The sequence below is a fragment of the Corynebacterium sp. ED61 genome, assembly GCF_015233855.1.
GTDB classification, from domain to species: Bacteria; Actinomycetota; Actinomycetes; order Mycobacteriales; family Mycobacteriaceae; genus Corynebacterium; species Corynebacterium dentalis.
In genome coordinates, this window is the sequence record NZ_JADGIT010000004.1 from 62411 (window position 1) to 84837 (window position 22427).

Below are 22427 nucleotides of genomic sequence, written 5' to 3' on the forward strand. Positions count from 1 at the left end.
TTACGGGGACTATTAGGGGATCACATGAAGAAGATTGCGGTCATTGGGCCGGATCAACGCACGGTGCATGCCGTGGCCAGCCAACTGACGCGGTGCCGAGCCGTGGTCGGGGCTGGTCCGCAGGACGATTTAAACGGGGTAGTTGCCGTGGTGGGGGCGTGGACCCCGGAGGACCAAAAGGTGGTGGATGCCGTGTCCCAGGCCATGGGCGCGGTGATGCTCTACCGGCCGCCGCGCTCTCGCTCCGCGGAGCCGGAGGGACGGGCCTGGCAGGAGCAGCCAGGCGTGTACCACTGCGCCACCGTCGCGGACGTGCAGGAAGCCGTGGACACCATCGTCTTGAATTCTCAGCGCTGGCAGGCCGATGCGCGCCGGGCGGACCTGGAGAGGTCAGAGCGGGTGCGCGTGGCGGTGAAGTTGGAGATGAACAGGGTGGCGTCAGAAATCATTCAAGACCCACAGCTCACCGATTCCGCCGCTGCTCACCGCACCTACACGCAACATCTGCGGGTGGCGCTGCTGCGGCAGGGAGTTGCGTGCCCCACGTTCACGGAGCCGGAATCGCGCGAGTTGGATGCAGGCCGGGAGGCGCGCGTGCAGCAGATCATTGCGCTGGTAGCGGGCCTGATTGGTGGACTGGCGTTGGGCTTTGCCATCGGGCGTGCGCTGGGGCAACCGCTGTGGGGTGTGTTGGCTGGCGTGGTTCTGGCGCTGTTCGGCGCGGTGGCTCGCGTGTGGATGGTGCAGGCTGCGGAGCGCAAGGCGCGGGCGGCGCAGCGAGCGGTCGCGCTCAAGGAGGCGTGGAATGCCCTGACTTCGGACGTGCTCGCTCGCGTGCAGATTCCTCGCGTGGCCGATGCAGTGGGTGGTCGGTGATGTTCTTTGATTTCGACGCCAACCCCTTGGCCCCGCAACTTCCCCTCGAACCGCACTCCGGACAGCCCGGGGGTGAGCACGGGCTCGTCATGGACGTGCACGGCACGGACTACCGCGTGCCCGCGATGGAAGACGAGGAATCCGCCACCTTTACCGATGAAGAGGGCATGAGCATTCTCGCGGATACCGACGGTGACGGGCGCATTGACTACGTCTCACATGTGACTTTTGACGGGCAGTGGTCCGCATGGCGGTGGAACGATCCCGCCCAACACGCGCTAGCAAATCCCCCCGAAAATGCCACGACTCGTGCCGAAACATGGCACGAGGAGAGGTGGATATGTGTTGAACGGGGGGAATGGGGCTAGGCTGTTAGGGAATGCCACAGTGTATAGGCTCGCAAAGTTATTTCTTGTGCGCCTTATATAGATAATCTGGGTGTGAGAAGCAGCATCCAACCCGAGGGAGAGATTCAATGACCATCCGTGGGCTCGTGGGCGAAGCGCCAACCAACCACAAGGAAATGCTGGAGTGGATCGAGAAGAGCGTTGAGCTTTTCCAACCGGACGCTGTGCGTTTCTGTGACGGTTCTGACGAAGAGTGGAACCGGCTCGCGGAGGAGCTAGTCGAAGGCGGCACCTTGGTGAAGCTGAACGAAGAAAAGCAGCCAAACTCTTACCTCGGTCGTTCGAACCCAGCCGACGTGGCGCGCGTGGAATCCCGCACCTTCATCTGCTCCAAGAATGAAGAAGATGCTGGCCCTACCAACAACTGGGTAGAGCCAGAGAAGATGCGTGAAGAAATGCGTGAGCACTTCGCCGGTTCTATGCGTGGCCGCACCATGTACGTCGTGCCTTTCTGCATGGGACCCATCACCGATGAGGATCCCAAGCTGGGCGTGGAGATCACCGATTCCCCATACGTGGTGATGTCCATGCGCATCATGACCCGCATGGGCAAGGAAGCCCTGGACAAGATCGGCGAAAACGGCGGCTACGTCAAGGGCTGGCACTCCGTGGGCGCACCTCTGGACGAGGGCGAGCAGGACGTTCCTTGGCCATGCAACGAGACCAAGTACATCACTCACTTCCCTGAGGATCGCGAGATTTGGTCTTACGGCTCCGGCTACGGCGGTAACGCCATCCTGGCGAAGAAGTGCTACGCCCTGCGTATCGCTTCCGCCATGGCTCGTGACGAGGGATGGATGGCTGAGCACATGCTCATTCTGAAGCTGGTCTCCCCAGAGGGCAAGGCCTACTACATCTGTGCTGCTTTCCCCTCTGCGTGTGGCAAGACCAACCTCGCGATGATCCAGCCCACCATTGAGGGTTGGACCGCCGAGGTTGTGGGCGATGACATCGCGTGGCTGCGCTTCGGCGAGGACGGCCGCCTGTACGCCGTGAATCCAGAAAACGGTTTCTTCGGCGTGGCTCCAGGCACCAACTACTCCTCCAACCCGGTTGCAATGAAGACCGTGGAGCCAGGAAACACCCTGTACACCAACGTCGGCGAGACCGACGAAGGCAGCGTGTGGTGGGAAGGCCTGGAGAACCGCCCAGATCACCTCATCGACTGGTTGGGCAACGAGTGGACCCCGGATTCCGGCGAGAATGCTGCGCACCCGAACTCCCGCTACTGCGTGCCTATCGCGCAGTGCCCAACCGCAGCGGAAGAGTTCAACGATCCCAAGGGTGTTCCTGTGGATGCGATCCTGTTCGGCGGACGCCGTCCGGACACCGTGCCACTGGTGACCCAGGCTCGCGACTGGAACCACGCCACCTTCATCGGTGCCACCCTGGCTTCCGGTCAGACCGCTGCAGCTGCTGAAGCTGCTGTGGGCTCCCTGCGCCACGATCCAATGGCCATGCTGCCGTTCATCGGTTACAACGTGGGCGATTACCTGCAGCACTGGATCAACATGGGCAAAAAGGGCGGCGACAAAATGCCGGAGGTCTTCTTGGTCAACTGGTTCCGCCGTGGCGAAGACGGCCGCTTCCTGTGGCCAGGATTCGGCGAGAACTCTCGCGTGCTCAAGTGGGTCATCGACCGCATCGAGGGCAAGGTGGATGCCAACGAGACCGTGGTGGGCAACACCGCCCGCTTCGAGGATCTGGACACCGACGGCCTCACTGAGACCGAAGAGGACATTCGCGAGGCTCTGTCCGTGAACCCAGAAGAGTGGGAGCGTGACCTCGCGGATAACGAAGAGTGGCTGAAGTTCATGGGTCCAAAGGTTCCATCCGAGGTGTGGGATGAGTTCGAGGCTCTGAAGAAGCGCATTGCGGAAGTAACTCAGTAACAGCTGGTTTTCTTTCTCAAGTCGGTGTGGATCGCCTTCGGGTGATCCGCACCGGCTTTGTGCTGTGTGTGGGCAGTTGGCGTGGCGGTGGGTACCTGCGGGCAGGAACTAGACAGATCGGTATGTCTGGAATAGGGTGGCACTCCTGCGACGTTGATAAGAGTCTGCAGGAAAGAGACCCCCGAAACATCCACGAAGGACTCCCCATGCTTCTCACCGGCCTTGCGCTCGGCGCAGTCCTAGGCTTCGTCATGCAGCGTGGACGCTTCTGCGTCACCGGCATGATCCGAGACATCTTTACCCAAAAAACTTGGCGTGGCTTCAATGCCCTGCTCATCGTCATCGCCGTGCATGCGGTGGGCTTGGCGGTTCTGAGTAGTGCCGGTGTCATCGATGCGCAAGCAGATACGTTTGCGCCGCTGGCCGTGGTGATCGGCGGTGTGATTTTTGGCATGGGCATCATCCTGGCGGGCGGTTGCGCATCGGGTACGTGGTACCGCTCCGGTGAAGGCTTGGTGGGTAGCTGGATCGCCCTGTTCATGTACGGCGTGTCCGCAGCAGCTATGAAGTCCGGAGTGCTCACCGGATTCTCCGACGCAATGAAGTCTTGGAGTTTTGAGGCGACCTCGGTGCAAGCAAGCCTGGGCATTTCGGTGTGGTGGCTCGCCATCCCATTTGCGGCGCTGGTCGCAGGCTTGACCGCGTACTTCCTCAAGCAGGAAAAGGCTCGTCCACAAATGGCCCAGCTCGCGCCGAAGAAGCAGGGTCTTGCACACCTGTTGGCCGAAAAGCCGTGGCACTTCTACTCCACCGCGCTGATCGTGGGCCTGCTGGGCGTTATCGCCTGGCCGTTGTCCGCCGCCACTGGTCGTGACAGTGGCTTGGGCATCACCACTCCTACCTCGGATACATTGCGCTTCCTCGTCTCCGGTGACAGCGAGCGCTTGAATTGGGGCACGTTGTTGGTGCTCGGCCTGCTGGCGGGCTCCTTCGTGGCAGCAAGGGTTTCCGGCGAGTTCCGCGTGCGCGTGCCGGATGCCACTCAGTCCGTGCGCTCCGTCTTCGGCGGTTTGATGATGGGTGTGGGCGCTTCCCTGGCCGGTGGCTGCACCGTGGGCAACGGAATGGTGCAAACTTCGCTGTTTGGCTACCAGGGCTGGGTCGCGCTCGCATTCATTGCTGTTGGTGTGTGGCTGGGTGCCAAGTTGTGGCTCAAGCCAGCAGAGTTTGCGGTGGCGGGCTCTGAGCCTGAGCTTGATGATGCCGATCCACATGGAAGCAGCAAGGTCACGGTTGATTTCTCCCGCGCTCCGCAGGGCATCCTCGACGGTGGTTCCGGTGTTCTTACCGCGCAGCGTCCTGTGGTTACTGTTGATTCTTCTTCGTCCGACGCCACACTCGCCTCCGGTCTACGTGTTATCGAACCGGGTCGCTACGCCCTCGATACGCTCGGCGCGGTGTGCCCATTTCCGCTGATCGAGGCCAAGGATGCGATGAAGCATTTGGACTCCGGCGAGGAGCTGGTCATTGATTTCGATTGCACCCAGGCCACAGATGCCATCCCTCGATGGGCCGCTGTAGATGGTCATGAAGTCACGAACTTCGAGGCCACGGGGGATGCTGGCTGGACTATCTCGGTGAAGAAGGGCTAGTGGTTTAAGGCCCTAGCCTTCTTCAGTCTGGTTCTTCTGGTGCTTACGTTCCATCTTGGCGTACGCCTCGTAGGTTTCGCGGGCGCGTTGCTCGCGCTCTGCGCGCTGTTCGGGGGACTCGTGACGTCGTTTATAAGAACGGCGAACCAAGAAGAACACGGCGACCACGATGATAAGAATCAGAACCACATAAATCACAGTGGAATACTGATCCATGAAATCCGTGACCTGGTGCCAGTTGGCGCCCAGGCTCACGCCCAACCAAATCAGCAGTGCGTTCCATAGCGCGGAACCCGCTGTGGTCCACAGTAGGAACTTGCCCATCGGCATCCGATCCACACCCGCGGGAATGGAAATTAAACTGCGTACGCCGGGGATCAGACGTCCGGTGAATACGGAAAAAGAACCGAATTTGTCGAACCAGCGGATCGCCTTGTCCACATCCTCGCCCTCGGTGAGGGGCATTTTTTCCGCGATGGCTCGAAACCTGCGGGCACCCACGGCCGCGCCCAGCCAGTAGAGGATCAAAGCGCCGACAACCGAACCAACGGTGGCCCAAATAAAGGCTGCAATGGCATTGAGATCACCTTGGGTTGAGGTGAAGCCGGCCAGCGGTAGGACTAGCTCAGAGGGGATGGGAGGAAACACCGTCTCCAGGAGGATGGCTAGGCCCACTCCCGGGGCTCCGAGCAACTCCATCAGATTTACAACCCAGTTGACGATATTGTCGAACAAACTTAAAACCCTCTGTCTACTTAATTCGCGTTCACGGCAGTAGCCCCCATATTAGGGCAACATGCTTTTCGAAAAGTAACCAGAGGGTCCGAGCGGGGGATCTGTGCGGAAGTTGTGCGGTTAGTGGCAGACAGTGCCGGGGGATGGGGTGGTCTCGCCAGATGGGCGCTCCAGCTCCCACTTGGTCAGCGCCGGTGGTGTCCAGCACCTGCTGGCTGAACTCCGATTCGCCCTCGGCGCTAGCGTTGATGTCCGTCACTTCACCAAGGAACGGCACCATGCCCTGGGCACTGCCTCCGCCCTTGCCGCAGGTCTCGCCCCAGGTGCAATAGCCTTCCGCCTTGAGCTGCTTAGCTAGAGCCACTAAAGCTCCGATGTTTTCGATGGTGCCGTGGAGGAACACCACGGGACGTGGGTGTTCTGGTGCGGGGTGGCAGGTGGGATCGTTCATGACCTTCGACGCCGCCCTCGTGCCATCCAGCGATCCGATGGATCCTTCGGCCGAGCCGTCTGCTGCGGAGCCGGACAGGGATCCGGACGAAGCTGAAGAATCTGCCTGGGTTGGGTTGTCGGCCGGAGTGTCCGTCTGCGCGGCAGCGGTTCCGAAGGTGCTGAGGCCGAGTGAGGTTGCCAAGATCATGGCGGATGCCATGCGGGACATGCCCTTGTGAGGCTTGCGTGGTGTGATCATAGATGGGTCATAAGTACTGTTCAGGGCGCATTTCTCTCCGAGCGTTACTGAGAATTCACCCCTGAAAGCTGAGAAAACCCCACCGGCAACAATCTGAAAATATTCAGACGTGCTGGTGGGGAATTCTGGTTCCTGAGAGTGGCCTGCCACCCCCGTATCCTCTGGTTAAGAGGAGAAGAGAGTGTGCGGGACCTAGTTCTTCAGGGAAGCAGGAGGGTTGAAGCGCTCGCCGTACTTGGCTGCCAGCTCCTCGGCGCGAGCCACGAAGCCCTCGATGCCGGTGGTTGGGTAATCGCCACCATCGGCCACTGCAACCTTGCCCTCAGGCAGCGCAGCCTCGGCAGGGCGGTCGTAGTTCTTGATGTACTGGCGGGTACCGCCGGTCCACGCTGGGAAACCAATGCCCATGATGGAGCCGATGTTGGCATCCGCATCGGACATCAGAACGCCTTCGTCGACAACCTTCTGGGTTTCCAGAGCCTCGGAGAACAGCATGCGCTCGATCAGGTCGATCAGCGCTGGGCCGTCGCCGTGTGCGGTCTCTAGGCCGGTGCCGGATACGGCAGTCTCGGCGTCGGGAACGGAAACGGAACCCGCACCCAACTTGTCCCACAGGCCGCGCCACAGACCCGCACGGCGGCCGTCCTCGTTGTACTCGTAGAAGCCCTTGCCCTCGAGCTTGCCTGGGCGGTCGTACTCGTCCAGCATCTTGTCCACGATCGCGGTCACTCCACCATCGTCGACGGTCTCGCCAGCAGCTTCCTGAGCAGCCTTGGTCTCCGCACCGATCTTGCGGGCCAGCTTCAGGTTCAGCTCGTCCTGCAGCTGCAGTGGAGGAGCAGGGTAGCCAGCCTGGCGGCCAGCAGCCTCGATCACGGCAGGATCCACACCCTCGGCCAGCATGCGCATAGCCTCGTTGAGGAAGAAGCCAATCACGCGGGAGGTGTAGAAACCGCGGGAATCGTTGACCACAATCGGGGTCTTGCGGATCTGCTTAGTGAAGTCCAAAGCAGCTGCCAGGGTCTCATCGTTGGTCTGCTCGCCGCGGATGATCTCCACCAGAGGCATCTTGTCCACAGGGGAGAAGAAGTGGATACCGATGAACTCCTTCGGGCGGGAAACGCCCTCGGCCAGCTCGGTGATCGGCAGGGTGGAGGTGTTGGAGCCCAGCACGCAATCGCTAGGAACAGCAGCCTCGATCTCCGCCCAGACCTTGTGCTTGAGCTCGGTGTTCTCGAAGACAGCCTCGATGACGATGTCGCAATCGGACAGGTCAGAGTAGTCGGTGGAAGGCTTGATGCGATCCAGCAGAGCCTTGGACTTCTCTTCGGTGGTCTTGCCACGGGACAAGGCCTTTTCCTCCAGCTTGACGGAGTAATCCTTGCCCTTGTCAGCAGCTTCCTGCTTGATGTCCTTGAGGACAACCTCCATGCCGGACTTTGCCGCCACATAAGCAATGGCAGCGCCCATCATGCCGGCGCCCACCATGCCCAGCTTCTTGAACTGCTTCTTTTCCACGTCCTTCGGACGGGAGCCTCCACCGTTGCAGTACTGCAGGTCAAAGAAGAATGCCTGCATCATGTTCTTGGAGGTGGAGCCGGTGACCAGGTCCACGAAGTAACGAGTCTCCACCGCGGTGGCTTCCTCGATGTTCTTCAGCTGGGCACCTTCCACAGCAGCCTTGAGGATGGCCTTTGGCGCTGGCATGGGAGCGCCCTTGATCTGCTTGGTGATGGTGGCTGGGAAGCTGGGCAGAATGGCTGCCAGCGCTGGAGTGGTAGGGGTACCGCCGGGGATCTTGTATCCCTTGACGTCCCATGGCTGTGCAGCTTCTGGGTTTTCCTGGATCCACTTCTTGGCTGCATCCAGCAGCCCGTCTGCGGAGACCACGTCGTCGATAAGACCGGTCTTCTGCGCATCGGCAGCACCGAACTGGCGGCCGGTGGTAAGGACCTTCATCAGGGCTTCCTGCAGGCCGAGCATGCGAACCACGCGGGTCACGCCGCCGCCACCTGGTAGCAGGCCGAGGGTGACCTCTGGCAGGCCGATCTTGATGCCCCTGGCATCGGAGGCGATGCGGTGGTGGGTCGCCAGGGCGATCTCCAGGCCGCCGCCCAGGGCAGCGCCGTTGATCGCTGCCACGACAGGCACGCCGATGGTCTCCAGCGCGCGCATGGTGGCCTTGCTTTCATTGAGCTGCTTGGTGAGCTCTTCGGCGTCCGCTGGGGTGGACTTGATCATGTTCTTGATGTCGCCGCCAGCAAAGAAGGTGGACTTGGCAGAGGTCAGGATGATGCCCTTGATCTCTCCGGACTCCACTCCAGCCTTGGCCTTGTCCACGATTTCCGGGAAGTCCTGGAAGAACGTCTGGTTCATCGTGTTGACCGGCTGGTTGGGGTCATCCATGGTCAGGGTGAGGATGCCGTCTCCGTCAATCTCCCACTTGAACATGTTCTCGCTCATTGTTTCTCCTGTGATGTTTCGTGCTTGTCTCGAAAGAAAAGGGGAGTGTGCGCTTAGACGCGCTCGATGATGGTAGCCACGCCCATGCCGGCTGCGACGCAGAGGGTGATCAGGGCGTAGCGGCCGCCGGTGCGGTGCAGCTCATCCACGGCGGTGCCGGTGATGATCGCGCCGGTAGCGCCCAGTGGGTGGCCCATGGCGATGGCGCCGCCGGAGATGTTCAGCTTCTCGTCGGGGATGTTCAGCTCGCGCTGTGCGCGCAGAACCACGGAGGAGAATGCCTCGTTGATCTCCCAGACATCGATGTCTTCTGGCTTCAGTCCGGCCTTGGCCAGTGCGGCGCGAGAGGCTGGGGCTGGAGCGGTGAGCATAATGGTGGGTTCCACGCCGTAGGTGGCAACGGAGACCACGCGAGCGCGAGGCTCGAGGCCGAAGTCCTGGCCAGCCTTTTCGGAGCCGATGGCCAGCAGGGCTGCGCCGTCGACGATGCCGGAGGAGTTACCAGCGTGGTGCAGGTGGTTGATCTGCTCGATCTGTGGGTACTTGGTCTGGCCGACTGCGTCGAAGCCACCCTGCTCGCCGATGGCGGCGAAGGCGGGGCGTAGGCCGGACAGGGATTCGACTGTGGTGCCAGGGCGGACGGTCTCGTCGCGGTCCAGCAGGGTCACACCGTTGATGTCCTTTACGGGAACCACGGTGCGGTCGAAGCGACCTTCCTGCCATGCCTGAGCGGCGCGCTCGTGGGAACGTGCGGCGTAGGCGTCCAGGTCATCGCGGGTCTTGCCATCCAGCGTGGCGATGATGTCTGCGGAGATGCCCTGCGGGATGAAATCGTTGTAGAAGTTGGAAGCTGGGTCGAGTGCCAGTGCGCCACCGTCAGATCCCATTGGCACGCGGGACATGGACTCCACGCCGCCGGCGAAGACCATGTCATCCCAACCGGAGCGGATTTTCTGCGCCGCTAGGTTCACGGCGGTCAGACCGGATGCACAGTAGCGGTTGATCTGCAGGCCGGTGGCCGAGTACGGAAGGCCAGCGTTGAGGGCGGCGGTGCGGGCGATATCCATGCCCTGGTCGCCGACGGGGGTTACACAGCCAGCGATGATATCGCTGATGCGGGTGGGATCAATGCCTGGGTTGCGCTCGATGAGCGCTTCGATCAGTCCACTGAGCAGGTCGACTGGCTTTACCGTGTGGAGGGAGCCGCCTGGCTTGCCCTTGCCACGTGGGGTGCGCACTGCGTCGTAGATGAAGGCCTCTGGGGCGCCAGTGTTACTGGTCATGACGTTCCTTAGGTTCCAATCGTCGGAGGTTGGGAGCCTGTGTTTGGGTGGTTGAGGTCCGTCTTTGTGTATTGACGTTTCTTATTGACGCCACTTCGGGCATCTCAGCGTGTCTCACACCCTTGCACGGGCATCCTTGTGTCATGGATCACTGTACCGAACAATGCTGAAAATAGTTGTATCTTAATCAGATTACGTACCCCCACGTGTCACCTTCGGGCGTCGGGTGCCCACGGTAACGCGCACTAGTTCTTGCGGAACACTAGAACCAAGTTAGAAACAGCAAACTCCCGCAACCCCGGAACGTGAACCATCCACCACGCCCACCACGGGTGATAGCGCGGGAACGCGGCCAGTAGTTCCACATCGTCGGCCGCAGCCCGCTTCCCGGCCGTGACGTCCTCCGCGTAGCGCAGCCCCTCGCCGCAGCCCACGTCGAACAGGCTCTCGCCCCACCGGTTCTTCGGCTCCTTTCCGTGCTTCTTCTTATAGCGCCGAGCCGCAAATTCACCGCCCACGTAGTGCTGCCACAACCCAGTCTCGTGGCCGCCGAATGGGCCCAGCCACACGGTGTAGCTGTAAATCATTACGCCGCCGGGCTTGGTCACCCGCAGCATCTCGTCCGCCATGCGCCACGGGTCCGGCACATGCTCGGACACATTGGAGCTATAGGTGACGTCGAAGGAGTTGGATCGAAAAGGCAGATCCAGGCCGGACCCCCGGACGGAGGATTGCAGTTGGATACCCGCGGCAGACATTTCTCCCACGTCGGGTTCGCAGGTGATGTATTCCGCCCCGGCGTCGGAAAATGCCACCCCGAAGTACCCCGGTCCACCGCCCACGTCGAGGATCCTGGTTCCCCGCAGGGTGGCATGACCAGCGGGATCGGCACCTTGCCACAGTGCGGAGATCAGCTCGACTGTGTCGCGCGCCAGCAGTCCGTAGAACTTGCCCGGGGCTGTCTGCTCGAAGCGGAAGGCGCCCAGCAAGCCCAGCGCGCGCGTGAGGGTGGCGCGCTTTCTCCAGGTGCGCAGTGCCGTGGGGGTCAACCATTCCGGCAAGTTTTTTCTCATTGTGGGCAATCCTCCAGCGCAACGTCGGTTTAGCGGTAAGGTACTACACATCATGAAAGTAGTACTTCTTTGCTGGCGAGACACCGATCATCCCGAGGGTGGAGGCAGCGAGACGTACCTCGAGCGCGTGGCGCAGTACCTGGCTGATCAGGGCCATGAAGTGGTCTTTCGTACCGCGATGTACCCGGGGGCGCAGCGGTGGGAGATGAAGGGCCAGCCCAATGGCCCCACCGTGCTGTTTTCCCGCGGTGGCGGCAACCTGACGGTGTACCCTCGCGCCTGGCTGGCACTGCTCGGCGCGCGTTTCGGCATCGGCCCGCTGAAGGATTTCCGCGATGCAGATGTGGTGGTGGACACGCAGAACGGGGTGCCGTTTTTCGCCTCGATCTTCGCGGCCGCGCCCACGGTGGTGCTGACCCATCATTGCCACCGCGAGCAGTGGTCTGTGGCTGGGCCATTCCTGTCCCGCTTGGGCTGGTTCATCGAGTCGCGAATCTCCCCGTGGGTACACCGCGCGTCCCGCTGGGTCACGGTGAGCGCGCCGTCCGCCGACGAACTCGTTGAACTGGGCGTTCCTGCTGGCCAGTTGGATATTGTGCGCAACGGAGTGGATCCCGTTCCCCATGTTCCTTTTTTGCCCGACGCCAACAAGGACACCGTCCACCTCGTGACCCTGTCCCGCCTGGTGCCACACAAGCAGCTGGAGCACGCCATGAACGCTGTGGCGGGTTTGCGCAACCGTCACCCGAACATCCGCTTGGACATTATCGGCGATGGCTGGTGGGCAAAGAATCTGCGCGAATACGCCCGCGAGCTGGGCATGGAGGGCTTGGTTCGCTTCCATGGACACGTGTCCGAGGAGATGAAGCACCGGATCTTGGAGCACGCTGACCTGCACGTGATGCCCTCCCGCAAGGAAGGCTGGGGCCTGGCTGTGGTGGAGGCCGCGCAGCATGCGGTGCCGACAGTGGGATATCGCTCGTCAGCTGGCCTGCGGGATTCCGTAGTGGATGGAACCACTGGATTGCTGGCCGGCAGCGAGGGCGGTTTCATCAACGCGGTGGAGTGGATGATGGATCATCCGGAACAGCGCGTGGAGATGGGCCGAGCAGCGCAGGAACGAGCCGCGCAGTTTAGCTGGGAGGCTACTGGTCAGGCGTGGGAGCGAATTCTTTTCGACGCCACAGCACAATCTGCCACACGCTCAAGCACAGGCCGAGGCCAAAAATAAACCAGTAAAGTCCCACGCCGAGGAAGATCGGCAGGGAAGAGTTTTCGTGGGCGTGGGGCGTGGCATCCGCGATGTGGTAGAGCTCGTAGCGGTCTGACTTCACCACCACCTGGTGCTGAGCCAACAGCTGATCCATTGCGCTGGTGTCCGTGCCGTTTGCGATGGAATCGCGGTCCACGAGGACCCAACCCACGCTGTTTTCCGCGAGGTGATCCTCGCCGTTCATCGTGTCCTGCAGCAGGGCGATGGCTGTAGGGTCGCCGTCCACGAGTTTGTCGTCGACGATAAGGAAACCTGGATCGATGGGGTTGCCTGGGAGCAGCTTGAGGGCGGGGTCCACGACGGGTCGTCCATCCTGCACGCGGTAGTTGCCCGGCGGCAGTAAAAGGGTGGAGGAGTGCGTGGGTTGGGATACTGCGTTGACGATCTGTGTCCACTCCGGGGCCAGGCGCTGAGCTTTCAGCGGGGACATCTCCGCAGGCAAGGCAGGCACGGTGAGCACAATGAGTATGCCCGTGGCGGAGGAAACCAGCCAGCGCCCTGAATTCAGCCACCCGGCGATCACTTGCACCGCGCGTGCCAGCAGTAGCGTCATCCCCGGGACGGCCAATGCCACGAACTTCTGGGAATCCCGCAACAGTCCAGCTCCCGGCACGCTGTCCATCAGCAGTCCCATCACTGAGACCCCGGCGGACGTGGACAGGAGAAACGGCACAACAATCGCCAACGCCGCCACCACCAGCACTCCACTATGCCTCCGAATAATCTCCCGCGCGCCCCATGCGCCCATCACCATAAGCGCACACAGCAACACCCCAATGGCCGCGGACCAGCCAGTCCGGGAATCCGGGACCGCCTCCGAGTTCCATATCCCCCCCAACCCCATCAGCGCACCCAACGTGCCCACTCCGGATTCCGCACGCGCGGCAAAGGCTGCAGCGGAGGAGGAATCGGCACTGACGTCGGACCCATTAAACACAGTGACTAACAACCAGGGCGCAGCGAGGAACAACTGCGCGCCCGCGACCAACCAGCTGCGGGCGCACGCCAGCGCGATGACCCCGCCCAACATCCATCCGGTGGGGGTAAACGCCGCGATGCCTAAGAAGAACAGCATGGGGCCGCGCTGCTTAAACGTGCTGGTGTAGGCAATGGCGGGCAGTAGCCACATGGCCACCACGATGCTCCACTGGCCTTGGAGCATGCGCTCGATCGTGAAGGGATTCCACACTAGCAATAGGGAGGCGACCATCTGCACCGGCAGGCTCGCGCCCACCGTGCGGCGGACCCACCATGCGGTGTAGACCATGCCCGCCATGGCGCAGAACAACACCATGGCGGCCACAATCCACACCGTGGACAGCGGCGGCAGGAATACGGACAGGAGGGTGTCCTGCGGGATGGCGCGGGGAGCGCTGGAGGAGAGGCCCTCGTTGAGGTCATTCAGGGGCATGCGCGCCGGGATCATCATGTCCCGCACCATGAATGCGTAGCCGGAGCTAGGGGTGGCGAAGGCCAGCCAGAACGGCCACAGTGTCGCCGCGGAGACCAACAGCACCCAGAGGGGAAGAACCGCTTTGGTGGCGCGGGCTGAACGCAGCGAGGTCAAAGGCACGGATTCATCCTAATGGCAGGGCAGACAAATACGAGACCCCGCTACCACGTTGGCTGACGAGCGAAAGCTGTCATGGAGGTCAGGACCACGGCGGTCTTGAGCTCGAGAGTGCGTGGGAGCGGGGTCTCGCGGAGTAAAGCGGTGAAGCTCAGTAACTACTAGGAACGACGGTGCAGGATGAAGCCGAGCACCAGGAAGATGATGCCGACGATCGCCAGGATCCAAGGCACTACGGTGCCCATGGTCTGCATGCGATCCAGGCCGTCCTTAGCCTTGGCCATCTGTGCATCCATGGATGCCTGATCCCACTTGCCAGGGAAGTAGGTAGCGGTGCGTTCAGGGTTAGCGATCTCTTCTTCGCGGTTTTCTGGTTGAGCGATCTCGTCTGCTTCTTCCTGATCCTGCGCGTAGAACTGCCAGATTTCCTCGCTACCCTTGACGATCACGCCGGTGTCCGGCTGGACCCAGATGTCGCGGTTCACGGTGTAGAAGCGAGACATCTCCACGTCTGGCAGAGCATCTTCATCGTCCTCGCTTTCCTTCTTGGAGGCAGCACCTTCGTGGATCTCGTCGCGCTCCAGACCCCACTGCTCAGCAGGGAACTTCAAGCGGAGGGAGGACAGAGAGTTCTTGTCAACTTCGGAGAGCTCGCCGTCTGCTTCCAGCATCTGACGAACGTTAGGGTACAGCTCGGTTGGCTCCACGGTCTGCTGGAAGTGGTAGACCTTTTCGCCGTCCTGCTCAACTTCTTCCACGAAGTCGATGTCCTTGGCCTGCAGCACCTGGTAGTCGAAGTATGGGTAGGACTTGCGGTCCGTGCCCATGGGGAACTGGTACTGGATGCCGGAGCGTACGAATGGCTCGTTGGCGCTGGTGAAGTCCTCGCTTGGCTCAGCCGCCTGCTCCGGAGCAGCGTTGGATGGCTGGATATCGATGGTGGAGACGGGTTCGTCCACCGGCATCTGAGTTTCGCGATCCAGGGTGATGCGCTCGATAGTTGCGTTCAGCAGGTTGCGAGGCTCGTCGCGGTCCGTGCGGAACAGTGTAGTACCGACCTCGAGAGTCACCTCCTCCTTGTTGGAAGGCTCCTGACCCACGGTGAAGCGCTGGGACTTCAGTGGAGTGCTCGTGCCGATGAAGCAGCTGAACTGAGGGGTCTTGCCGCGGCATTCTGGCTTGTTGGCGTGCTCAGGCAGTGGCTTGTTCTGGCCGAGCGCTGCCGAGTCCAGCAGGTTGGATTCCACCTCATTGGTACCGGTGGTGGACACCAGGTTCAGCGGGAGAACCCTACCCTTTGGAACTACGTAGGTGGGCAATGCGATGGCCAGTACTAGCGCTGCAGCACCCAGTACGATCAACACATAGGAGAGAATTTTCTTCATACAATTTCCTGACCTTGCTAAACGTTCGGGTCTCGTGCTGCGGATTGGCAGCTCACGATTGTCCTTACTTTAGCCAAAGAAATGAAATTAGTTGGAATAATAGAAATTTTTTTCTCCATCGGCGTGTTACTGGTGTGACCTCGGTTAGGATTGCCCCGATCACTATGGACACCAAACCCACCCCTTTCTTGCCCGCCCTCGAGGGTCTTCGCGCCATCGCCTGCTGCGGCATCATTGTCACGCACGTGGCTTTCCAAACCGGAGCGGACACCGGTTCCCTGATCAACCGCATGTTGGCGCGCACGGATTTCTTTGTCCCCGTGTTTTTTGCCCTGTCTGGGTTTTTGTTGTGGCGGCGGCACCGTGCTGATTTTTCGTGGAATCTCTTCGACGCCAGCAATCGCCGGACCGTGCTCGGTTACTACGTCAAGCGCGTGGGCCGCATCATGCCCGCGTATCTGGTGACGGTGGGCGTGGTCTTGCTGCTATTCCCGGTGGCGGGAAATCCAGAGTGGTGGCAGATGCTGTCCAATGTCTTTTTGGTGCAGATCTATGTGGAGGGCGGTCTGCTGGGCGGCTTGACTCACCTGTGGTCGCTCTCCGTGGAAATGGCGTTTTATCTGGTGTTGCCGCTGATCGCGGTGCTGTTCGGCCGACGCTCCTGGGGGATCCGCGTGCTGTGCATCATCGGCCTGGCACTGATTTCCTATGGGTGGGCGTTCATCCCGGCTTTCGCTTCGGCACCTGGCCCGGGAGCTCTGAATCCGCACATCATGCCGCCGGCCTTTGCTGCGTGGTTTGCCGTGGGCTTCTTGTCCGCAGAGCTGGAGGGGCGGATCACCCCGCGGGCGCAGACGCTCATCGCCCGGTGCCGCCCACTGTTTTGGGCCTTTGCCGTAGCAATGTTGGCGGTGGCGGCTAGTGACGGTCCGGAGGGGCTCACGCACGCGGAACCCGCAGAGTTTGCACGCCGAACGCTGTACGGCACGCTCTTCGCAGCCGCGCTGATCATGCCGTATGCCCTGTCAGGGCGATCGCGCTGGCTGGAGAGCTCCTGGATGCAAGCGCTGGGCCGTTGGAGCTACAGCATCTTCTTGTGGCACATGTCCATGCTCTCGCTGGTCTTTCCACTGCTGGGCATCGGTCTGTTCCAGGGCTATACCGCGCTGGTACTCGTGGCCACTTTTGTGCTCACCGTGCCCGTGGCCGCGCTGAGCTATGCAGTGGTGGAGGAGCCCGCGCGCCAGTGGATCAACGCGTGGTGGCGCGATCAGCGGCGAAAGTGGGACACAACGACCGCCAGCAAGGACACCGCAAAAGCTACTGTGACCAGCCAGTAGTCACCGGCGTAGCTGCTTGTGCCCCACGGGTGGCGCGCGGCGATCACTGTGCCCAGACCGAAGCTCCCCAGCAGTGTCCACCGCACTATCGTGCCGAAAGAGCCCGGGCCGGAGGATTCATCGCGTTGCGCTGCGTAGAACGCATCACGTTCGGTGCGCATGAGCGGAATCAACCCGCGGTGGCGTCGGAAAGAAAAGACCGCAACGCCCACCAACAGCACGGCTAGGGCTAGCCCCGCGGCCAACCAACCCTGGTAGAGGCCGGTGGCGGCGAAGGACATGGAGAATGTGCCGGACGCGCCCGCCGGGACGATCCACCCCTGCTGCCACCCGTTAACGGTGATCGGCTGCAGCTCGGTGGAGCCATCAGCGGATTCCAGAGTGCCGATGCGGCCGGGGTTGGCATCGCTCGGGGCGAAGATGATTCGCTCCTGCGGGGCAGCGGCGATCTCGTACTCATCGCCATTGACTTGCGCGTCGCCGCCCGAGGGGCCCGCACCCGAACCTCCGCTGACGGGCAGTGGCGTGGCCGTAGGAGCATTGCGCACGGCCTCGGCCAGCAGCGGCTCGGCGGCGGTGAGAGAAACCCACCGGGCCGTGGTGCTCACGGAGTGCTCGCCAGCGGTCAGGCTCACGGTATCCCCACACGAGTGCTCATCGCCGTCGACGATCACCTTCGCGGGCACGGGGCGAGAATCATCCGTGCAGTTCGGAGTGCCAATCACCACGTGCGTCTCGCCGTCTTGACCCACCCCGAGCCCCGCATCGCGCTCGGGGACGGTGAAGGTGCGATGCATCGTGCCTTCGGGAATCTCCTGCCCGAACACCCAACGGTTGACGGCCGTGGGGTTGGCATCGGCCGGCTGCGGGACGGTGATGCGACGCTGCGGTGTGATGTCCTCGCCGGAACGCCCGTCGCGCAACGTCACCTCAGAAATTCCTAGGTCACCGAACGCGCTGAGGATCGTCAGGCGCACCGCATTGGCCTGGCCCACGGGAATCTTCACCGCGGTCGGCTCATCCGGCGTGGTGGTGACTGTGGTGGAGGTGCGCACGGCATCCTCGGTATCCGCCTCCGAATGGGGATCGGACTCACCCTCGCGATACAGCGAGGTGACCTGGATGCGCGCCGGGGCACCTTGGGTCTGGAATTCCACCTGCAGGCGGTTCTTCCACGCGGGAAGCTGTACCTCCATCCACTGTCCCGAGGACACGCCGTTGGCCGGACGCCACGCCGTGGAGGTGTCCGAATCCACCGCCGCATTCAATCCGCTGGCGGTATCCGCGCCGGAGAAGTTGGTGGGATCAGCCGCTGAGCTGCTCGCCGTGATGGCGCCGGTGGTCTCAACATGGGTGATGCCATCGTTGCTGGCGGAGGGGTAGAGATCGCCCACCGGGTAGTCGCGCACGGGATTGAGCAGGCTGGATTTATCGTCCGTGGCCAGGATCTCCGAGTCCGCGTCCACGACGTTGCCGTAGTTGTGGTCCCGCAGCGCCGGCGTGTCCGTGACGGTTTGAATGTCGTTGGTCTCCGTGTTGTCCGACGCCAAAACCCGCGTTCTCGGTGCTTCCGTCCTTCCCAAGGCACTATCGGCCTCCGCGAGGCGCGGCATGGTCTCTGGTCCAGCGGCGACTACCTCAGCGTTGTCACGGTCTATGACTCGCAGGTCCCCCGCGGTCGCTGAGGTTGCCTCGGCGTTACTGTCCATCTGTGGTGGGGTGATGCGGAAGATTTGGATGGCGGGCATGGAGCCATCGCCGCCTTCGCCCTCTCCAAACGTTGCGACTTCCTCGAAGCCGGGGGAGTTGTGCAACGTGCGCAGGATAGCTGTGGCGCCAGGAGTGTTCGCGGAGTTGGTGAGGTCTGTACGGATGACCACCTGCCCCACGCCTTGGTTCCACAAAGTGGCCGCGAGCGTGGGGATTTCTGCGCCTGATTCGAGCTCGCGCTGTACACCGTCCAACGCGCGGATGGCCTCTGGCTGAACCAGGGGCACGGAATCGCGCACTACCCAGGGGACTTCCAGCAGGGGCTGGGCCGGCTCATCGCGGGTATTTCCCCAGGTCTGGCGGGCAAAGCGAGCCTCGGGCAGGATCATGGTGCGGGAGATCTGATGCTGGGTATCGCCCACTCCGGTGGCGTTCTCGTTGAGCCAGGAGGCCGTCTGCTGCCAGTACTCCGGTACGGCTTTGAAGCCATCGGCGGGCGGGATGCGCCCAGACCAGGCGGTGGCAGTCACGATGGCGATGAGCAAGCTGGTGGCTATGCAGCGCACCACCGTGGGATTTGCCTCTGGATTGCGCCACTGCGCCCATCGTTGCTTGGACAGCCCTGGCCAGGTCAGCGAACGCAGGCTATGAGCGATGCCTGCCACCAAGGCGAGGCGCACTAGTGGATCGAATTTATGGAGGTTGCGCAGCGGGGCGCCGGCGCCGTCCAGGAAGTTGCGATAAGCGCTACTGAGAGGCGAGAAAGGATCCACGGCAAGCGTCATCGCCAGCACGCCGAGGAAGAAGATCACCAGCCAGCGGCGGGCGTAAGGGAGACTGCGTTGCTTCAAGCCCCACAGGCCGATGAGCGCCACCACCAGGGTGCCGACGATAAACACGGACTCGGTGGACTGAGCGAATCCGCCCTCACGCTCAGGCGACAAAAAGGGTGTCCAACTGGTGGTTCCGCGCAGGACCTCCAGCAGGTTCAGCCAGCGGGTGGTCAGTCCTGCGGATTCAATGAAATCCGTAAACGGTGGGGAGTAGCTGCCCAGTACCAGCAGAGGTCCCACCCACCAGAAGCTCGCCGCGATGCCCGCGGGAACCCACCACGCGCCGAAGTAGGCGGCAGTCTTCCGCTCGGCAGGATTGGCAAAGGAAGCGAGCCACCACAGAGCAGCGGGGATCACCACAACGGCTGTTGCCACTGCATTGACGGCTCCCAAGGCCAAGATGGCCAGGGCGGATGCCAGAGCCATGAGGCGGATGTATCCCCGGTTAGTGGAACGCATCGCGCAGACCACGGGTACTAAAACCCAGGGGGCCACGGCCATGACCCACGCCTCGGAGCTAATGGCTCCTAGCGTGGCGAGGATGCGCGGGGATAGCGCGTAGAGGATCGCGGCGATGATTCGCGAGCTGCGGGAACCGATGCCCGCGCACTCCAGAAGCTTGATGATTCCGGCGAAGGCGATGAACAGCAACAGGCCCCACCAGAGGCGCTGAACAATCCACCCGGGAACCCAAGAAAGTAACGCAAAAAGCAGGCCATGGGGGAACAAATACCCATACGCCTGATTCTGTAACTGCCCGAGGGGGAAAACATCCGTCCACGGGGAAAGTGCTTGCCCTAAAAAGCCCCACGGGTCTGCTGTGAGATCGTGCTTGGTATCAGCAACGGTGAGACCGGGGGCTTGGAGAAAAGCGAGAGCTAGCCACGCCAGCAGCGCAACTAGCCAAGACTGAGAGGTGAAACGAGTAACTTTACTCGCCTAGCCTTCAATTCGGCCGCCGTATTGGACGGAGCCCAAGAAAGCGTTATCCCTGTTCACTGCGATTTCTTCAGCAGAGGGGAGCTCGGTGTCATCGGCAGCGGCACCCGCACCGAAGGCGGCAAGGCCACCGAGGATCACGCCGACGACAGCAGCTGCGATCGCTGGGCCAACTGAGCGGCGTTGTTGTGGCTCGTTCTCAAATGCCATGTCCGAATTCCTATTCCTAAGTGATGCGTTAAGCGGGTGAAGCGAGGGCTGAATTATTCCTGACTATCCTCGCCAACTCCGGGCGGAACAATCAATACTGGACAGCCCGCATGTTTGATGATGCTATCCGAGACACTTGACTGAAGTATTGATTTCCAGCCAGAAAGTGCCCTAGTTCCGGAAACAATAAGGTCAACCTGCAATTCTTCAGCAGCATCGACAATAGCGCTCCAGATAGCTGTGGATGATTCTACCAAGAAAGGTTCAGTATCAAAGTCATTTTGGCGAGCTAATTCTACGCCCTCCTTACAGATCTTCACCGCCTCCGCATAAGCAGGGTCGTCCTCGGTGGACTCATGGCTGCCATCCTGTGACCAATCGTGCTGCATCATTCCGCTCATTCCCGCAGCTCGGGCTGCCTGTCGATGGATCGGTTCCCATACCGTGAGGATGTACGCGCGATCCATGGAGAGGAACTTGGCGGCGTATTCAATCGCGGAGCGAGACTGCTGAGAACCGTCATACGCGATCAAACACACCTCGCCTCCTGTTGCCTGTGCACCGGCAGAAGCTGGCGCTGCGGAGGCATTCGACTCGGAATACTGAGAGGACTCTGTGTGCTCGGTCATGATTCTCCTTGTCTGTTAACAATGTCTAGGTTAGTAGTATGCGCCGAAAATTAGTTGTACTTTCCGTCTTGGCATTGGCCGGATGTTCCTCCACCGCCGAGCAGCCCCAGGCCACGCAGAGCAGTGTCACCGTATCCAGCTCTGAATCATCAGCCTCGCAGAGCCAAGAAAATAAACCCTTTTCGGACAATCCCACCCTCGCGGAATGCCGCGGATTGATGGCAGATAGTAAGGAACAAGCGCGCGCCACTGCGGAGGACTGCATCCGCGCCATACCCGCAGAGGACTTGGCCGGTTCCCTGCTGGCGGTGGGCGTGACCGACTATGACCAAGCCGAACGCGCCGTGGATCTGGGCGTGCGTCACCTCTTCTTGGGCACGGGCACGGACTTCTCCATGCTCAACGGACACGGCGATCCAGCCCGTTCCCTGGCATCCCTGCAAGAGCGGGCCGGGGGAGAGCTCGTCATTTCCGTGGATGAAGAAGGCGGCTTGGTGCAGCGACTCAGTGATGTGACGGGCGAGTTGGCGTCGGCACAAAAGATGGCCCAGGAACACACGCCGGAACAGGTGCGCGGCATCATGTTTGAACACGGCAAGAAGCTCCGTGACCTCGGTTTTACGATGGACTTTGCGCCGGTACTGGACCTGGCAGGTGGGGAAAACATTGAGGATAACGCCATTGGTTCCCGCGCATTTAGTGCAGACCCGACCGTGGTGGCTGACTATGCGACGGCTTACTCGCAGGGGCTGATGGACGCAGGCATCACGCCCGTAATGAAGCACTTCCCAGGTCACGGGCACGCGACCGGCGATTCTCACATGGGGACCGTGACCGCGCCGCCGCGCGAGGAAATGGAAGCGGCGGACATGGTGCCGTTTGCAGAACTGTCGCGACTGCCGGGCATGGCCGCGATGGTGGGGCACATGCAGACCCCGGGGATCGACGGCGAGGGGACCGAAGGCGCTCAGACTCCGGCGTCTCTCAATCCAGCCGTTTACCAGCTGCTTCGTGCGGGAGGATATTCCCCTAGTGCGCGCGGAGGTGCCGCTGCTGCATTTAATGGGCCAATTTTCACTGATGACCTCACCGGCATGAAGGCCGTGACTGATTCGCATCCAGGACCCGAGGCTGCGGTAGTGGCGCTGCAAGCCGGGGCAGATCAGGCGCTCACCGCGGCGGGGGCGATCAGCGTGGACGATACCGTCGCGGCTGTTCGGCAAGCGATCGTCGACGGAAAGATCAGCGCCGAGCACGTGCACGAGGCAACTATTCGCGCTCATCTGAGTTAATTCACAGGTGAAAATTCGCCGGGCACACGCAAGTTTTTTGCCACGCAAATTCCCAGCACACGTGGACAAGCGTTAAACTATCCACGAGAAATGCAGGTTTATCGACCGCAAAGACACGTATTGAATGTGAATTGATTGCGAAGCAGGAGGCTTTCGTGAAAGTCGGGAAGCGAC

General features: G+C 61.5%; 17 protein-coding genes. 7 read left to right on the forward strand and 10 right to left on the reverse strand.

The features are described 5' to 3' along the window. Nucleotides 1–24 precede the first annotated feature (24 nt). The 4 genes from IM764_RS05725 (at nucleotide 25) to IM764_RS05740 (ending at nucleotide 4827) form a co-directional block, all read left to right on the forward strand. Nucleotides 25–876, forward strand: a complete 852-nt coding sequence (locus IM764_RS05725) for an AtpZ/AtpI family protein (protein ID WP_194187244.1) — start codon at nucleotides 25–27, stop codon at nucleotides 874–876. After that, nucleotides 876–1244 (forward strand): DUF6802 family protein, encoded by a 369-nt coding sequence (locus tag IM764_RS05730; protein ID WP_099298227.1) that lies wholly within the window; start codon nucleotides 876–878, stop codon nucleotides 1242–1244. Before IM764_RS05725 ends, IM764_RS05730 begins: the two co-directional genes overlap by 1 nt. A gap of 107 nt (nucleotides 1245–1351) precedes the next feature. Further along, entirely contained in the window at nucleotides 1352–3175 is a 1824-nt protein-coding gene (locus IM764_RS05735; RefSeq protein WP_194187245.1) for a phosphoenolpyruvate carboxykinase (GTP), read from the forward strand. A gap of 206 nt (nucleotides 3176–3381) precedes the next feature. After that, nucleotides 3382–4827, forward strand: coding sequence for a YeeE/YedE thiosulfate transporter family protein (locus IM764_RS05740; protein WP_194187246.1), 1446 nt, complete (start codon nucleotides 3382–3384; stop codon nucleotides 4825–4827). A 12-nt stretch (nucleotides 4828–4839) separates the two neighbouring features. On the opposite strand, the gene IM764_RS05745 is transcribed toward IM764_RS05740, so the two are convergent. The 5 genes from IM764_RS05745 to IM764_RS05765 form a co-directional block, all read right to left on the reverse strand. Then, nucleotides 4840–5562 carry a DedA family protein gene (locus IM764_RS05745; RefSeq protein WP_370551558.1) on the reverse strand — a complete coding sequence of 241 codons (723 nt, stop codon included), beginning with the start codon at nucleotides 5560–5562 and terminating at the stop codon, nucleotides 4840–4842. A 31-nt stretch (nucleotides 5563–5593) separates the two neighbouring features. Then, nucleotides 5594–6253, reverse strand: coding sequence for a triacylglycerol lipase (locus IM764_RS05750; RefSeq protein ID WP_194187247.1), 660 nt, complete (start codon nucleotides 6251–6253; stop codon nucleotides 5594–5596). 192 nt (nucleotides 6254–6445) lie between these two features. Continuing rightward, nucleotides 6446–8716 carry a 3-hydroxyacyl-CoA dehydrogenase NAD-binding domain-containing protein gene (locus IM764_RS05755; RefSeq protein WP_194187248.1) on the reverse strand — a complete coding sequence of 757 codons (2271 nt, stop codon included), beginning with the start codon at nucleotides 8714–8716 and terminating at the stop codon, nucleotides 6446–6448. Between the two features lie 53 nt (nucleotides 8717–8769). After that, a complete protein-coding gene (locus IM764_RS05760; protein ID WP_194187249.1) occupies nucleotides 8770–9999 on the reverse strand; it encodes an acetyl-CoA C-acetyltransferase in 1230 nt (409 codons plus the stop codon). A 245-nt stretch (nucleotides 10000–10244) separates the two neighbouring features. Next, nucleotides 10245–11072, reverse strand: a complete 828-nt coding sequence (locus IM764_RS05765) for a class I SAM-dependent methyltransferase (RefSeq protein ID WP_194187250.1) — start codon at nucleotides 11070–11072, stop codon at nucleotides 10245–10247. Between the two features lie 52 nt (nucleotides 11073–11124). On the opposite strand from IM764_RS05765, the gene IM764_RS05770 reads away from it, so the two are divergent. Next, nucleotides 11125–12303, forward strand: a complete 1179-nt coding sequence (locus tag IM764_RS05770) for a glycosyltransferase family 4 protein (protein WP_194187251.1) — start codon at nucleotides 11125–11127, stop codon at nucleotides 12301–12303. Here IM764_RS05770 and IM764_RS05775 read toward each other — a convergent pair. Beyond that, nucleotides 12218–13918 (reverse strand): hypothetical protein, encoded by a 1701-nt coding sequence (locus tag IM764_RS05775; protein WP_194187252.1) that lies wholly within the window; start codon nucleotides 13916–13918, stop codon nucleotides 12218–12220. The two genes, IM764_RS05770 and IM764_RS05775, sit on opposite strands and share 86 nt — an antisense overlap. A gap of 158 nt (nucleotides 13919–14076) precedes the next feature. Beyond that, nucleotides 14077–15300 (reverse strand): DUF3068 domain-containing protein, encoded by a 1224-nt coding sequence (locus IM764_RS05780; protein WP_099298218.1) that lies wholly within the window; start codon nucleotides 15298–15300, stop codon nucleotides 14077–14079. Between the two features lie 164 nt (nucleotides 15301–15464). Between IM764_RS05780 and IM764_RS05785 the strand changes: the two genes are divergently transcribed. Next, nucleotides 15465–16640: an acyltransferase gene (locus IM764_RS05785; protein WP_099298217.1), complete on the forward strand. Its 1176-nt coding sequence runs from the start codon at nucleotides 15465–15467 to the stop codon at nucleotides 16638–16640. On the opposite strand, the gene IM764_RS05790 is transcribed toward IM764_RS05785, so the two are convergent. From IM764_RS05790 to IM764_RS05800, 3 genes are read right to left on the reverse strand one after another with little or no spacing between them, the layout of a single operon-like run. Then, nucleotides 16571–20077 carry a DUF3367 domain-containing protein gene (locus IM764_RS05790; RefSeq protein WP_194187364.1) on the reverse strand — a complete coding sequence of 1169 codons (3507 nt, stop codon included), beginning with the start codon at nucleotides 20075–20077 and terminating at the stop codon, nucleotides 16571–16573. The genes IM764_RS05785 and IM764_RS05790 overlap by 70 nt on opposite strands. Before the next feature lie 45 nt (nucleotides 20078–20122). Continuing rightward, nucleotides 20123–20332 (reverse strand): DUF2613 domain-containing protein, encoded by a 210-nt coding sequence (locus IM764_RS05795; protein ID WP_099298215.1) that lies wholly within the window; start codon nucleotides 20330–20332, stop codon nucleotides 20123–20125. Between the two features lie 53 nt (nucleotides 20333–20385). Next, nucleotides 20386–20961 (reverse strand): universal stress protein, encoded by a 576-nt coding sequence (locus IM764_RS05800; protein ID WP_194187253.1) that lies wholly within the window; start codon nucleotides 20959–20961, stop codon nucleotides 20386–20388. A gap of 38 nt (nucleotides 20962–20999) precedes the next feature. Here IM764_RS05800 and IM764_RS05805 point away from each other — a divergent pair, with 38 nt between their 5' ends. Then, nucleotides 21000–22253: a glycoside hydrolase family 3 N-terminal domain-containing protein gene (locus tag IM764_RS05805; protein WP_194187254.1), complete on the forward strand. Its 1254-nt coding sequence runs from the start codon at nucleotides 21000–21002 to the stop codon at nucleotides 22251–22253. Nucleotides 22254–22427 lie beyond the last annotated feature (174 nt).